Raw genomic sequence first — 15,310 nt, forward strand, 5'->3', positions numbered from 1 at the left:
CCCGCCGCGCCCGCTCCTTCGCCAGCTGCTCCTGCGCCTCCAGGGCCCGTGCCGTCGCCGTACGCAGGTATTCCAGGAGCTTCTCGTCATCTGCCATCGTGGACCGCCCCGTTGTCGGTGGAGTTGCCGCCGGCCGGCCGGGAGCCGTCGGCGAGCCTGTCGATGAGGGAGAACAGTTCGTCGGCCGTGGCCGCCTCGACCCGGCGTACGGGCAGGTCGGCGGGGGCGGACAACCGGCGCAGGAGGTCGTCGAGGCGCCGGACCGCGGCCCGCCGCTCCGCGTCGGGCAACCGGAGCAGGGCCTCCTCCCAGCCGCGGACGTCCACAGGGGACGGATGCGCGGGGGCCGGTGTCGCGGCCAGGTGCCGGGCGAGGTCGGCGGGGGTGGGATGGTCGAAGGTCGCCGTGGCGGACAGCGTCAGGCCGGTGCCCGCCGCGATCCGGTCGCGCAGTTCCAGCGCCATCAGCGAGTCGAGGCCGAGGTCGAGGAAGCCCGTCCCGGCCGGCAGCGCCGTGTTGTCGGAGTGGCCGAGCACTCCCGCCGTCGCCCGCAGGATCAGATCCAGCAGCGCCGGCTCCCGTTGCGTCACGGGCAGGTCGGCGTACGCGACGGGCTGCGGGACCCGCTTCGCCGGTGCGGCCGGCCGGCGGCGCAGGATCGGCGGCGGATCCGCGTCCGCACCGAGATCCCAGGCCGCGGCGGCCGCGTACGCGCCGGGCAGGCCGAGGGCGGCGTCGAACCGGGCCAGCCCGTGCTCGACCGTCAGCGGCCGTACGCCGAGCCGTGCCAGCCGGGCGACACCGCCGGCCCCGAGCCGGTCGGCCATGCCCGCGCCGGCCCAGTGCCCCCAGGCGATCGAGACGGCCGGCAGCCCGAGGTGCCCCCGGCGGTGGGCGGCCAGCCCGTCGAGGAACGCGTTGGCCGCGGCGTAGGCGGCCTGGCCGGCGGCGCCGAGCGTACCGGCGAGCGAGGAGAAGAGGACGAACGCGGCGGGTGGCCGGTCGCGGGTCAGCTCGTCGAGGTGGACCGCCGCGTCCGCCTTCGCCCGCAGCACCCGGTGCACCTGGTCCTCGGTGAGGGTCGCGAGGGTCGCGTCGTCGAGCACCCCGGCGGCGTGGACCACGATCGCGGGCGGCCCGTCGTCCACCTCGGCCAGGACACCGGCGAGCGCGGTGACGTCGGCCGCGTCGCAGGCCCGCAGCATCGGTTCGGCGCCGGTCTCGCGCAGGGCGGCCAGCAATTCGCCGGACCCGGGCGCGGCCGGCCCCCGGCGGCTGAGCAGCAGCAGCCGCTTGACGCCGTGCCGCTCGGCCAGGTGCCGGGCGATCCGTGCGCCGAGCGCGCCGGTCGCGCCGGTCACGACGGCCGTTCCGCCGCCCAGCGCCACCGGTGGCGGGTCGCCCGCCAGCGGCCGCAGGACCGGCGCCACGAAAGCGCCGTCGCGCAGGGCGAGCTGGGGCTCACCGGTCGCGTACGCGCTGTCGACGGTGGACGTTCCGGCGGACGCGTCGACGTCGAGCAGGAACAGCCGGCCGGGGTGTTCGAGCTGGGCGGCGCGGACGAGTCCCCAGACGGCGGACCCGGCGACGTCGTCGACCCGTTCGCCGACCGCCTCGTGGGTCACCACCATGACCGGTCCGGGCTCGGCGAGCGTCTCCCGCAGCCGGTACGCGACCGCGGGCACGAGCGCGTGCGCGCGGACGGCCGGGTCCTCGCCGTCGGTGCGCACCCCGATGTCCAGGACCCGCGGCCGCTCGGTGACCTCGGCGGCGGCTCGTGCGACGGGTACCCAGCACAGCTCGTGCAGCTCGGGGGAGTCGTCCTCGGCGGCGCGTACGGGCGGCGTCCCCTCGTCGGGCATCAGCCAGTAGGTGGTGTGCCGGAAGACCGTCGCCGGCGGTGGGGGCGGCGGCTGCGTGGCCGGCGCTTCGAGGATGACGTGGGCATTGGTCCCGCTGATGCCGAACGACGACACCCCCGCCCGGCGTACGCGGTCCGCCGGCCAGTCCACTTCGGACGTCAGCAGCCGCAGCGAGCCGGATTCCCAGTCGGCGTGCGGGGTCGGCACCGCCGCGTGCAGCGTTCTCGGCAGCCGTTCACGGCGCATCGCGCCGATCATCTTGATGATCCCGGCGACCCCGGCGGCGGCCTGCGTGTGCCCGATGTTCGACTTGACCGAGCCCAGGTGCAGCGGCCGCTCCCGCCGCCCGTACGCCGCGATGAGAGCGTTGGCCTCGATGGGGTCACCGAGGCTGGTGCCCGTGCCGTGGGCCTCGATCGCGTCGACGTCCTGCGGCCGCAGTCCGGCGTCGGCGAGCGCCCGCCGGATGACCTGCTCCTGCGCGGTGCCGTTGGGCGCGGTCAACCCGTTGCTGACCCCGTCGGAGTTGACGGCGGCGCCGCGGATGACCGCGTACACGGGATGGTGGTTGGCTTCGGCGTCGCTGAGCCGTTCGAGCAGGAGCATGCCGACGCCTTCAGACCAGCCGGTGCCGTTCGCGTCCGCGGCGAAGGCGTGGCAGCGGCCGTCGGGGGACAGGCCGCGCTGTCGGGCGAACTCGACGAGGGTGTCGGGCGTGCACATGATCGTCGCGCCGCCGGCCAGGGCGAGGCTCGTCTGTCCGGTCCGCAGCGCCTGGACGGCCAGGTGGACCGCGACCAGGCTGGACGAGCAGGCGGTGTCGACGGTGATCGCCGGGCCGCGCAGGCCGAGGGTGTGCGCGATGCGCCCGCTGGCGATGCTCGGCAGGCTGCCGGTCACCAGATACCCCTCGTACGCGACCGGATGCGGCCGTAGCCGCCGGCCGTAGTCGCTGTACATGATCCCGCAGTAGAGGGCCGTGTCGGAGTCGCGCAGGCCGGCCGGGTCGATGCCCGCGCTCTCGACGGCGTGCCAGGTGACTTCGAGCAGCTGGCGGTGCTGAGGGTCGGCGGCCATGGCTTCGCGGGGGCTCATGCCGAAGAAGGCGGCGTCGAAGCCGCCGGCATCGGCCAGGAAGCCGCCGTTCCGGGTGGTCGTGGTTCCTGTGTGGCGGGGATCGGGGTGGTACAAGGTTTCCACGTCCCAGCCGCGGTCGCCGGGCAGGTCGCCGATGGCGTCGGTCCCGGCGGCGACGAGGTCCCACAGCTGTTGCGGGGTGGTGACACCGCCGGGGTAGCGGCAGCCCATGCCGACGATCGCGATCGGCTCCGCCAGCCGGTCCTCGGCGGCGCGGATCGCCGAGCGCAGCCGCTCGTTCTCCTTCAGCGCCGCGCGCAGGGCGCGGACGACCTCGGTGTCGGCGTCGGTCACCGGGTGGCTCCGTTCTCGTCGGCCCCGTCGCGGGCGGTCGTGCCCAGCGCCAGCCGTACCAGGTCCGCGACGTCCATGGCATCCACATCGGACTCCAACGGGCCGTGCTCGTGGACTTCGGACGGCGTGGTCGTTCGGGTGCGCTGCCGGGGAATCGCCGCGACGCCCCGGCCCGTGCCCGGATCCGGCGGTTCGCCTGAGGGGAGTCCGGCGAGGTCGCGTTCCAGCACTCCGGACAGGTGCCGCGCGATCGCCTCCGGGGTCGGGTGGTCGAACAGCACCGTGGCGACCAGGCGTACGCCGGTGGCGGCGGCCAGCGCGTTGCGTACCTCGACGGCCATCAGGGAGTCGAAACCCAGCTGCCGGAACGGGGTGGCCGGGTCGAGCCGCGTACCGGCGGGCAGTCCGGCGACGGTGGCGGCCTGCCGGAGCACCACGTCGAGCAGGGCCTGCTCCTGTTCGGCCGGGCCGAGCCCGGACAGGCGCGCTCGCAACGCGGCCGGCCCGTCCACCGCCGGGGCGGGAGCGGCCGCCGGACGGGCGAGCCGCGCGGCGATCACGTTCGGTACGCCGGTCGCCAGGACGCGGTCGAACAGGTCGAGCGCGGCGGCCGTGGCGAGAGGCGCGATCCCGGCCCGGTGCAGGCGCTGCCGGTCGGCGCCGGTGAGCCGCCCGCCCATGCCGGTGTCCCAGAGGCCCCAGGCGACGGAGGTGCCCGCCCGGCCCTGCGCCCGCCGGGCGGCCGCCCAGCCGTCCAGGTACGCGTTCGCGGCCGCGTACGCGCCCTGCCCCGCGGTGCCCAGCACGCCGGCGACCGAGGAGAAAACGACGAACGCGGTGACACCGGGGCCGGCCAGGTCGTCGAGGGCCGCCAGGGGGTCCACTTTGGAGCGGAAGGTCCGGGCGATCGTGCCGGCCGGGATCTCGGTGACCGGCCCGTCCTCGACGACCCCCGCGCAGTGCACCACGGCCGTCAGCGGGTACGCCTTCAGCACCTCGGCCGTGGCCGCCCGGAGCGCCACCGGATCGGCCACGTCGCACGCGCGCAGGACGACGTGCGCTCCGGCGTCGGAGAGTTCCCGCAACAGGGTGACGGCGCCGGGCGCGGCCGGTCCCCGCCGGCTGAGCAGGAGCAGCCGGGTGACCCCGTGCCGCTCGACCAGCCGCCGGGCCACGAGCGCGCCGAGGTCGCCGGTAGCCCCGGTGACGAGGACCGTTCCGCCGGGTTGGCGGGTGCGGCCGGACGGCTCCGGATCGGGCAGCGGCCGCAGTCCGGGCACATACGCCGTCCCGCCCCGGTACGCGTACTGGCCGGTGAAGCGGGGATCGGCGGGTGCGAGGCCGGCGACCGCCACGGGACCGTCGTCGTCCGTGTCCAGCAGCAGTACGCGACCGGGATGCTCGGTCTGCGTCACCCGCAGCAGCCCCCAGAGCGCCGCGGCGGCCGGCTCGACCGTCGCACCGGGACGGACCGCGACCGCGCCCCGGGTCACGGCGAGCAGGCGGGCATGCGCGTCAGCGGTGGACAGCCAGTCGCGTACGAGCCCGGCGGCCGTCGTCACGATCCCGGCCGGGGTCCTGCTCTCGTCGCGTTCGTCCAGGTGCCCGTCCGCGCCGGTCAGATGCCGCAGATCCAGCACCTCCGGTTCGCCGGCGGACGCGGCGGCTCCGGCGGCGGCCGAGGTGGCCGGGTACCAGGCGAGTTCCTGTAGCGGCTCCGCGAGGCGGCCGACCTGCTGATCCGTCACCGGTAGCAGAACCAGCGACTCCACCGTCGCGACCAGCCGGCCGTCCGGGGCGGTGATCGTCATCGCCACGCCGTCGCCCGCCGGGCGCAGGCGTACGCGCAGCTCCGCGGGGGCGCCGCCGAAGACGCGTACGCCGCGCCAGGCGAACGGGACGCGCGGCCGTCCGTCGCCGACGAGCCGGGGCAGCGCCGGCGGGCCGGCGTCGAGGCCGAGCGCGTGCATGGTCGCGTCGAACAGGGCCGGATGCAGGGCGAAGGCGCCGGGTGCGACGGTGTCCGGCAGGCGGATCTCGGCGAGCAGGTCGTCGCCGTCGCGCCAGGCCGCGGCCAGGCCCCGGAAGGCGGGTCCCCAGCCGTACAGGCCCAGCTTCTCGTGCTCCTCGTAGTAGCCGTCGACGGGGATGCGCCGCGCCCCGGCCGGCGACCACGGCCGGACCCGCGGATCGCCGGGCGAGGGGCCGAGAACGGCCGTCGCCAGGGTGAGCCATGCGCCCGACCGCTGCGCCCGCAGGCGCGCCCGGCGTACGCCGGTGTCGTCCGGCGCGCTCAGCCGCACCTGGAACGGCACGGGAGTCTCCTCGTCGAGGGTGAGCGTGGCGTGATGGGTCAGCTCGGCGACCAGCGGGCAGCCCGCCGTCCGTCCCGCGTACGCGAGCAGTTCGACGAAGGTGACGCCGGGCACCACGATCCGGCCGTGGACGGCGTGGTCGGCGAGCCACGGCTGGCCGCCCGGCCGGATCGAGCCGAGCAGCAGGACGCCGTCGTCGTCGAGCTCGACGCGTTCGCGGACGAGCGGGTGCTCGTCCGGCGCGCCGGCGGCGTCGGGGCTCAGCCAGTAGCGGGCGCGCTCGAACGCGGTGAGCGGCGGGGGCGCGGGGGCGGCGACCGGCGGCTCTTCGAGGATGAGGTGCGCGTTGGTGCCGCTGACGCCGAAGGAGGAGACCGCCGCGCGGCGCGGCCGGTCCGACGCCCAGGCGACCGGCGCCGACAGCAGCCGCAGCCCGCCCGCCGACCAGTCGACGCGGGGTGTCGGGGTGCCCGCGTGCAAGGTCGGCGGCAGCGTCCGGTGTCGCAGCGCGCCGATCATCTTGATGACCCCGGCGACCCCGGCGGCGGCCTGCGTGTGGCCGATGTTGGACTTGAGCGACCCCAGCCACAGCGGGCGGTCGGCGGTGTGCGCCCGGCCGTAGGTCGCCAGCAGCGCCTCGGCCTCGACCGGGTCGCCCAGCGCCGTACCGGTGCCGTGGGCCTCGACGACGTCCACATCGGACGCCGACAGCCCGGCGGCGGCCAGCGCCCGGCGGATCACCTGTTCCTGTGCGGTGCCGTTGGGCGCGGTCAGCCCGTTGCTCGTCCCGTCCTGGTTGATCGCGCCGCCCCGGAGGACGGCGTGGACCGGGTGGCCGTTGGCCAGCGCGTCGGACAGCCGCTCCAGCAGCAGGACGGCGACGCCCTCGCTGAAACCGGTCCCGTTCGCGTCGGCGGCGAACGCCCGGCAGCGACCGTCCGGTGACAGGCCGCCCTGGCGCGCGAACTCGCGCAGCACTCCCGGGGTGGCCATCACGGTCGCCCCGCCGGCCAGCGCGAGCGACGCCTCCCCGGTCCGCAGCGCCTGACCGGCCAGGTGCACGGCGACCAGGCTGGACGAGCAGGCCGTGTCGACCGTGACGGCCGGACCCTTCAATCCCAGCGCGTACGCGATCCGGCCCGACGCGACGCTGGGCAGGACGCCCGTGAGCCGGTGCCCGGCCAGGCCGTCGGGGGAGTGTTCCAGCGGCGGACCGTACTCGGCGGTCGAGATGCCCGCGAACACCGCGGTGTCGCTGCCGCGCAACGTGTGCGGGTCGATGCCCGCGTACTCGACGGCGTGCCAGGCGGCCTCCAGCAGCAGGCGTTGCTGGGGGTCGGTGGCCACCGCCTCGCGGGGGGTCATGCCGAAGAACGCTGCGGCGAACGATCCCGCGTCGGGCAGGTAGCCGCCGGCCGTGACCGGTACGCCGCTCCACTGGCGGTCGGCGGGGACCGGCCCGATCACGTCCCGGCCGCCGATCACGATGTCCCACAGCTTCTCCGGGGTGTCGGCGCCGCCCGGCAGCCGGCAAGCCATCCCGATGACCGCGATGGGCTCGGCGGCGTACGCACCCGGCTTCGCCAATACCTCGTCGTCCACACCGGACAGGTATGCGGTGAGCGCCGCCGCCGTCGGGTGCTGGTACGCCACGGTGGGCGGCAGCGGCCGGCCCAGTGCCGCCGACAGCCGGTTGCGCAGGTCGACCGAGGCCAGCGAGTCGAGGCCGAGATCCTTCAACGCCCGGTCGGCCGGTACGCGCGCCGGATCGCCGTGCCCGAGGACCGCCGCGATCTCGGCCCGTACGAGCGTCGCGACGTCGGCGGGGCGTCCGGGCGCGGCCCGTCCCGCAGCCCGTTCAGTGACCCGTGCTGCCACGACGTCCGCCAGCAGCGCCGGCACCTGTTCGGCGGGCAGGGCCCGGTCGAGCCGGGCCGCGACGACGTGCGTCCGCGTTCCGGCCAGCGCCGCGTCGAGCAGGGTGAGCGCGTCCCGGGGCGCGAGCGGCAGCACCCCGGCCCGGGCCAGCCGGGCGAGGTCGGCGGCACCCATCCGGCCGGTGATCCCGCCCGTCGGCTCCCAGAGCCCCCAGGCGATCGACAGGGCGGGCAGGCCGGCCGCGCGGCGACGGCGTACCAGGGCGTCGGCCGCGGCGTTGGCGGCGGCGTAGTTCGCCTGACCCGCGTTGCCGAGCAGCCCGACGATCGAGGAGTAGGCGACGAAGACGCGTACCGGGTGGGTCCGGGTCAGCTCGTCGAGGTTGCGCAGGCCGTCCACTTTGGAGCTGAAGGCGGTCGCCATCGCCGCCGGAGTGAGGCCCGGCAGCGGGGCGTCGCTCGTCGCCCCGGCGACGTGGAAGACGGCGGTCAGCGGGTGCGCCGCCGGGATCGCACCGATCACCGCGGCCAGGGCGGCGGCGTCGGCCACGTCGCACGCGGCCGTGGTGACCGTCGCGCCCGCCGCGCTCAGCTCGGCCGTCAGGTCCGCCGGTACCGGGCGCCGGGCGATCAGGAGCAGGCGGCGCACGCCGTGCCGGCGTACCAGATGGTGGGCGAGGTGTCGGCCCAGCGCGCCGCTGCCGCCGGTGACGAGGACCGTGCCGTCCCCGTCGAACGTGGGAACCGCCGGCGGAGCTGCGGCCGGCAGGGGTCGCAGCCTCGGCGCGTACAGCGTGCCGTCGCGGTCGGCCACCACCGGCTCGCCGGTCGCCCACGCCCGCCGCCCGTCCGGCTCGCCGGCCGTCTCCAGCAGGGTCACGCTGCCGGGATGTTCCGCCTGCGCGCCGCGTACCAGGCCGGCCACGGCGGCGGCCGCCGGATCGTCGTCGATCCCGCTCGTCACCACCACCAGGTGTACGCGTTCCGTGGCGTACCAGTCCCGCAGGAACTCCAGCGCCTCGGCGGCCGCCGCGGCGGGCTCGGTGTCCGGAGCGGACGGCAGCCGGACCACGTGCCCGGACCAGTCCCGCGAGGCGTCCGGCTCGGGCAGGGCCACCCACTCCGTGGTGTAGAGCCGGCCGCCGTCGCGGGTCAGCCAGTGCCGCGACAGCCGGAACGGGGTCGTCGGCGGATCGTCCGGTGTGGATGGCGTACCGGCAGGGGGCTCTTCGAGGATGACGTGGGCGTTGGTACCGCTGATGCCGAACGAGGAGACCGCCGCGCGCCGGGGGCCGGCCGACGGCCAGCTCCTCGGCTCGGCGAGCAGCCGCACCGTCCCGGCCGACCAGTCGACGCGCGGGGTCGGCGTACCCGCGTGCAGGGTGGCGGGCATCGAGCGGTGGCGCAGCGCGCCGACCATCTTGATGATCCCGGCGACCCCGGCGGCGGCCTGCGTGTGGCCGATGTTGGACTTGACCGAGCCGAGCCAGACCGGCCGCTCGGGAGTGTGCGCGCGGCCGTACGTCGCCTGCAGCGCCTCCGCCTCGACGGGATCGCCGAGCGCCGTGCCGGTGCCGTGCGCCTCGACGACGTCCACGTCGGCCGCGGAGACCCCCGCGCTCGACAGCGCCTGCCGGATCACCGCCTCCTGCGCGGCCCCGCTGGGCGCGGTGAGCCCGTTGCTGGCCCCGTCGTTGTTGACCGCGCTGCCGCGCAGCACGGCCAGGATGGGCAGACCTCGGCGGTCGGCGGCGGACCGGCGTACGAGGACGAGGATTCCGGCGCCCTCGGCCCAGCCGGTGCCGTCCGCTCCCGCGCCGAACGCCTTGCAGCGGCCGTCGGCGGCCAGCCCGCGCTGGCGGCTGAACTCGACGAACATGCCCGGCGACGCCATCACGGTCGCGCCGCCGGCCAGCGCGACGGTGCACTCGCCGAGCCGCAGCGCCTGGGCGGCCAGGTGCACGGCGACCAGGCTGGACGAGCACGCGGTGTCGACGGTCAGCGCCGGTCCGGTCAACCCCAGCTGGTACGCGATCCGCCCCGACGCCACGCTCGCCGCCGTGCCGGTGAGCAGGTAGCCGTCATGGCCCTCCGCACCGTCGGCGAGCCTGGGACCGTACTCCTGGGCGGTGGCGCCGACGAAGACGCCGACCGGCCGGTCGCGCAGGGACGCCGGGTCGATCCCGGCCCGCTCCAGCGCCTCCCAGGCCGTCATCAGCAGGAGCCGCTGCTGCGGGTCCATCGCGTCGGCCTCGCGCGGGCTGATCCGGAAGAAGTCCGCGTCGAACTGGTCGGCGTCGGCGAGGAAGCCGCCGGTCCTCGCGTACGTGCGGCCGGGCCGGTCGGGGTCGGGGTCGAAGAGGCCGCCGAGGTCCCAGCCCCGGTCGCGGGGGAACCCGCCGATCGCGTCGACGCCGTCGCCCACCAGCCGCCACAGGTCCGCCGGCGTGCGGACCCCGCCGGGGTAGCGGCACGCCATGCCGACGATGACGACCGGGTCGTCGTCCGTGACCGCGACCGCCGGTTCCTCGGCCCGGACGGCGGGCTCGTCGTCGAGGAAGGCGGCCACCGCGGCCGGGGTGGTGTGCCGGAAGAAGACGCCGGCCGCGAGCCGCCGGCCGGTCGCCGTACCCAGCCGGGCGCGCAGGTCCTCGGCGCCCAGCGAGTCCAGGCCGAGCTCCGAGAACGACCGTTGCGCCGCCACGTCGGCCGGTGACGCGTGGCCGAGCACGGCCGCCGTGTGCGTACGCACGACGTCCAGGGTCGTCCCGCCGGTACGGGTCGGCGCCGGCGGCGGTCCGGCATCCTGTGTGGACAGCCAGTGGCGGCGGCGCTGGAAGGCGTACGCGGGAAGGGAACGGACCACCCGGGAGCGCGACCAGGTCACGGGCCGGCCGGCGACGTGCAGCCGGGCCAGGACGCTCAGGAAGCTGTCGGGTTCGGCGGCGGGCGGGCGCAGGAGCGCGTGCAGGACGGGCGGGGCGGCGTGCCCGCGCAGGGTGTGCCGGGTGAGGGTGGTGAGCGTCGCCGACGGTCCGAGCTCGACGTAGGTGTGCCCGGCGGCGTGCGCTGCGGTGACGGCCTGATGGAAGCGCACGGGCTCGGTGAGGTGGTCGGCCCAGTGCCCGGGGTCGGCCAGCCGCTCGGCGGTGGCGACCTCGCCGGTGAGCGTGCTGACGATCGGGATGCGCCCGGCCTGGAACGTCAATCCCCGGGCGGTCTCGCGGTACGCGTCCACGATCGGCGCCAGCAGCCGTCCATTGTGGAAGGCATGGCTGACCGTGAGCCGGGTGGTGGTGATTCCGGCCCGGGCCAGCTGCTCGGCGGCCGCGTCGACCTCGGCGGGCGATCCGCTGAGCGTGGTGAGCTCCGGCGCGTTGTACGCGGCGATCGCGAGCGTCGCCGAGCCGTCCAGCAGGTCGCCGAGGTTCTCGGGTCGTGTGTGGACGGTCAGCATCGCCCCGTCGGGCAGCGCCTCGGTGAGCGCGGCCCGGGACATGACCAGGGTCGCGGCGTCGGCCAGGGAGAGGACGCCGGCGACGTGCGCGCCGCTGATCTCGCCGATCGAGTGCCCGAGCAGCAGATCGGGTCGCACCCCGTACGCGGCCAGCAGCCGGTCGAGCGCGACCTGCAACGCGAAGACGGCGGGCTGGGTGAACAGCGTCCGGTCGAGCAGCGCGGCGCCGGGGGTGCCGGGGGCGGCCCACATGACGTCGCGCAGCGGCCGGGGAAGGCGGGGGTCGACGAGCGCGAAGACCTCGTCCATGGCCTCGCGGAAGGGAGCGGCGGCGGTGTAGAGGTCGCGGCCCATGCCGAGGCGCTGGCTGGCTTGCCCGGTCAGCAGGAAGCACAGCTTGCCGTGGTCGTGGGATGCCTCGCCCACGACCGTTCCGGCGGGGGCCTCACCGGCGGCGAACGCGGTCAGCGCGGCGAGCACGTCGTGGCCGGGCAGGAGGGCGGCCCGGTGGGAGAGGTGTTCGCGGGTCGTGGCCAGGGCACCGATGATCGCGTTCGCGTCCTCCCGAGCGTCGGCCAGGTACGCCGCGAGCCTGGCGGCCTGGGCCCGCAACGCTTCCGGGGTCGACCCGGAGACCAGGAAGGGTACGGCCAGGCCGGGATCTTCTCCGGACTTCTTCTCGGCGGGAGCCTGGTCCGGCGCCCCGGCCACCACGAGATGGCAGTTGGTCCCGCCCATGCCGAAGGACGACACTCCCGCGACCACCGGCCGCTCCTCGGGCCAGTCCCGCGTCTCGGTGACCACCCGGAGGCCGAGCGTTGCGAGGTCGAGGTCCGCCGGCGGCCGCTCGTGGTGCAGGCTGGCCGGCAACCGCCGGTGGTGCACCGCCAGCACGGTCTTGAGCAGCCCGGCCGCACCGGCCGCGCCCTCCAGGTGCCCGACATTGGTCTTCGCCGAGCCGACGAGGACCGGTTCGGCCCGGTCGGGGCCGAAGACGGCACCGAGCGCGCGCGCCTCGACGCGGTCGCCGATCGGCGTACCGGTGCCGTGCAGTTCCACATAGGTCACGTCGGCCGGGTCCACGCCCGCGGCCGCGTACGCCGAGCGGATCGTGGCGGCCTGGCCGTCCGCGCCCGGCTCGGTCAACCGGCCGGTACGCCCGTCGTTGGCCACGGCGCCGCCGCGCAGGACGGCGTACACGCGGTCGCCGGCGGCCAGGGCGTCGTCCAGCCGCTTCAGGACGAACAGCACACCGCCTTCGCCCCGGACGTAGCCGTTGGCGCGATGGTCGAACACGTGGCAGCGGCCGTCGGGGGACAGCGCGCCGAACCGTTGAGCCGTCAGCGCCGACTCGGCGGTCAGGTTCAGCTGGGCACCCCCGGCGAGCACCACGTCGGCGGTACGCGTACGCAGCTGGTCGCAGGCGAGCTGGACGGCGACGAGGGAGGCCGACTGTCCCGAGTCGACGGTGAGGCTCGGCCCGCGCAGCCCGAACCGGTGGGAGATCCGGTTCGCCAGCACCGTACGCCCGGTCCCCGGCAGCGTGTGCGGTCCGATGGCGGTGGTGCCCGCGCGCCGGGTGAGGGCGGCGTAGTCGTCGGCGAGCGCGCCGAGGACGACCCCGGTCGCAGTCCCGGCGAGGGTGCCCGGCGGGATCCCGGCGTCCTCCAGCGCCTCCCAGGCCAGCTCCAGCAGCAGTCGCTGCTGGGGATCCATGGCGGCCGCCTCGCGGGGCGAGATGCCGAAGAAGTCCGCGTCGAACCGGTCGACCTCGTCGAGGAAGGCGCCGAAGCGTACCGCCGGGCCGCCCGCGGCCAGGATGTCCGCGGAGTCTTCGTAGCCGGGGCGGGACGCGGGCAGCGCGGTGACGGCGTGCCGGCCCGCGGTCAGCAGATCCCAGAACGCGGCGGGGCCGGGCGCCTGGGGCAGGCGGCAGGCGATGCCCGTCACCGCGATGGCGGCCGTCGGCTCACCGCTCATGCCGGTATCACGTCCCCAGGGTCGAACGGGCAACTCACAACGTGGTTGATGACCTTTGTAGACTCTGCCGTTCGACGTGCGCCGATGTCTTCGTCGAGATTGCTCTCTTGTCCCCTCGCCCCCGGCGACTTGCCTGTCGTAGAATCGCGGCGCTAGTCTTAACAGCGGTGTAAAGATTAATGGTGCAAGAGATGATCTGAGGAGCCATGGATGAGTCAGACGACCGACGCAGGCATCGCGACCGAGGCGCCCGCCGCCTCCCTGCCCCGGGCCGGGTTGATCCTGGTCCTGCTGTCGCTGGCGCAGTTCATGGTCATCCTCGACGTGACCGTGGTGAACGTCGCGCTGCCGGCCATCGGCCAGTCGCTGCACCTGGGCCGCGAGGCGCTGACGTGGGTGATCACCGCCTACGTGACCACGTTCGGCGGGCTGCTGATCCTCGGCGGCCGGCTGGCCGACGCGCTCGGCCGCAAGACCGCCTTCCTGGCCGGCGTGGGCGTGTTCACGCTCTCGTCGCTGGTGGCGGGCCTGGCGACCGGCGGACCCATGCTCCTGGCCGGACGTGTGGCCCAGGGCGTCGGCGCGGCGCTGCTGTCACCGGCCGCGCTCGCGGTCGTCACGACCGAGTTCACCGGCCGGGACCGCACCCGCGCCCTCGGTGTCTGGGCCGCGATCGGCGGTGTGGGCGCCGCGCTCGGCGTGGTCGTCGGCGGCCTGCTCACCTCGGGCCCCGGCTGGGAGTGGGCGTTCTTCGTCAACGTGCCGGTCGGCATCCTGGTCGCCGCGACCCTTCCCCGGCTGCTGCCGGCCCGGCCGCGCTCCGGTGCGGTCCGGCTGGACATCCCCGGTGCAGTCCTCGGCGTGGCCACGGTCGCCCTGCTCATCTTCGGTGTCGTGCGGGCCGGTGCGACCGGCTTCGGATCGGCCGCCGCGCTCGTCCCGATCGGCCTGGCGGTCGTCGCCGGCATCTTCTTCGTCCTGGTCGAGCGGCGGTCGGAGGTGCCGCTGGTCCCGCTGGGGCTGCTCACCGGCGGGGCGCTGCCCGGCGCGGTGGCCGTCATGATGGCCGCCACCGGCGTCCTCTACGCGGCGTTCTTCCTCAGCTCGATCTTCCTGCAGGACGTCCGCCAGTTCAGCGCCCTGAAGACGGGCCTGATCCTGCTGCCGATCGCGGTCGCGATCGTCGGGGGAGCGCATCTCGGCGGCGGGCACATCGGCAAGTTCGGCCCGCACCGGGTGGCCGCGGGCGGCCTGGCGATCACGGCGGTCGGCGTACTGGGGATGGCGTGGGTCGGCCCGACCAGTTCGGTGCTCCTCTCGGTCGGCATCGGATTCTTCGTGGCCGCGTTCGGCATCGGCGCCACGTTCGTCACCGCCATCGGCTCCGGCGTGGCCACGGTCGACGAGCGGAACGCCGGCGTCGCCTCCGGCATCCTCAACACCGGGCACGAGTTCGGCGGGGCGCTGGGCGTCGCCCTCGTCTCCGCCGTCGCGGGCGGCGCGCTGACCGGCACCGGGCCGGTGGCGGCCGGGTTCGACCACGCGTACCTGGTGCTGGGGGCGATCGGCCTGCTCGGCGCGATCGTCGCCGCGCTCGTCCTGCCCCGCGACCTCCCCGCGACCGGCGACGGCCGGCGTTTCCTGCACTGACCCGCCGTACGCTGGTCCGATGACCGACAGCCAGGCCGTACGCCACCGGCGGGCCGACGCGGAGCGCAGCATCGAGTCGATCCTCGACACCGCCACCCGCGTCGTGCTCGCCGGCGAGGAGATCAACATGTCGGCCCTCGCCCGGGCGGCGGGCGTCAGCCGCGTCACGCTGTACGCGCACTTCGCCACCCGCGAGGCACTGATCGAGGCGGTGCTCAGCCGGGCGCTGGCCCACGTGACCGACGAGCTGACCCCGGCCGTGGCGGCGGGCGGTTCGGCGGCCGAGATGATGGCACAACTGCTGCGGACGTCGTGGCCGCGGCTGCACGAGCACCGCAACCTGTTCACGGCGGCGTCGGCCGTGCTCGGCCCGGACCGGCTGCGCCGCCTGCACGAGCCGGTCTTCGCACTGGTCGAGCAGCTGATCCGCACGGGTCGCCGGGACGGGACGATCCGGTCCGACCTGCCGGTGGAGTGGCTGGTCTCGGCGACCTACGCGCTGCTGCACCTGGCCGCCGAGCAGCAGACGGCCGGGAAGCTCACCGCCGCCGAGGCCGGCGACGTGGTGACCTCCTCCATCATGTCCCTGCTCACCGCCGGGACCGTCTGATGGGGACGGTCGCGCTCGACGGCACAGGACGGTCCTGAATGGATGTCGGCCTTGATCGCAACCCCTGCGCGTACATTCCCTTCGATGCGGGTCTCCGGTTCTGCGGTCCGCGCGGCGTCGGCATGATG

General features: G+C 75.5%; 3 protein-coding genes and 1 pseudogene. 2 read left to right on the top strand and 2 right to left on the bottom strand.

Translation table 11 applies throughout. The features are described 5' to 3' along the window. Window positions 1-86: 86 nt before the first annotated feature. A pseudogene (locus G401_RS53715) lies at window positions 87-3,191 on the bottom strand (SDR family NAD(P)-dependent oxidoreductase); the annotation flags it as partial. Between the two features lie 98 nt (window positions 3,192-3,289). Then, complete coding sequence (locus G401_RS58055; protein WP_034594049.1) at window positions 3,290-12,922, bottom strand: type I polyketide synthase; 9,633 nt, start codon at window positions 12,920-12,922, stop codon at window positions 3,290-3,292. Between the two features lie 210 nt (window positions 12,923-13,132). Here G401_RS58055 and G401_RS0135125 point away from each other — a divergent pair, with 210 nt between their 5' ends. Continuing rightward, entirely contained in the window at window positions 13,133-14,572 is a 1,440-nt protein-coding gene (locus G401_RS0135125) for an MFS transporter (protein ID WP_034594050.1), read from the top strand. A gap of 19 nt (window positions 14,573-14,591) precedes the next feature. Beyond that, window positions 14,592-15,182 carry a TetR/AcrR family transcriptional regulator gene (locus G401_RS0135130; protein WP_027346176.1) on the top strand — a complete coding sequence of 197 codons (591 nt, stop codon included), beginning with the start codon at window positions 14,592-14,594 and terminating at the stop codon, window positions 15,180-15,182. The last annotated feature ends 128 nt before the right edge of the window (window positions 15,183-15,310 follow it).

This window comes from Hamadaea tsunoensis DSM 44101 (genome assembly GCF_000428945.1).
GTDB classification, from domain to species: Bacteria; Actinomycetota; Actinomycetes; order Mycobacteriales; family Micromonosporaceae; genus Hamadaea; species Hamadaea tsunoensis.

What these genes read in the sequence shown, in the direction of transcription:
- G401_RS58055 (WP_034594049.1), bottom strand. Translation starts at nt 12,922, where the DNA reads ATGAGCGGTGAGCCGACGGCCGCCATCGCGGTGACGGGCATCGCCTGC.
- G401_RS0135125 (WP_034594050.1), top strand. Translation starts at nt 13,133, where the DNA reads ATGAGTCAGACGACCGACGCAGGCATCGCGACCGAGGCGCCCGCCGCC.
- G401_RS0135130 (WP_027346176.1), top strand. Translation starts at nt 14,592, where the DNA reads ATGACCGACAGCCAGGCCGTACGCCACCGGCGGGCCGACGCGGAGCGC.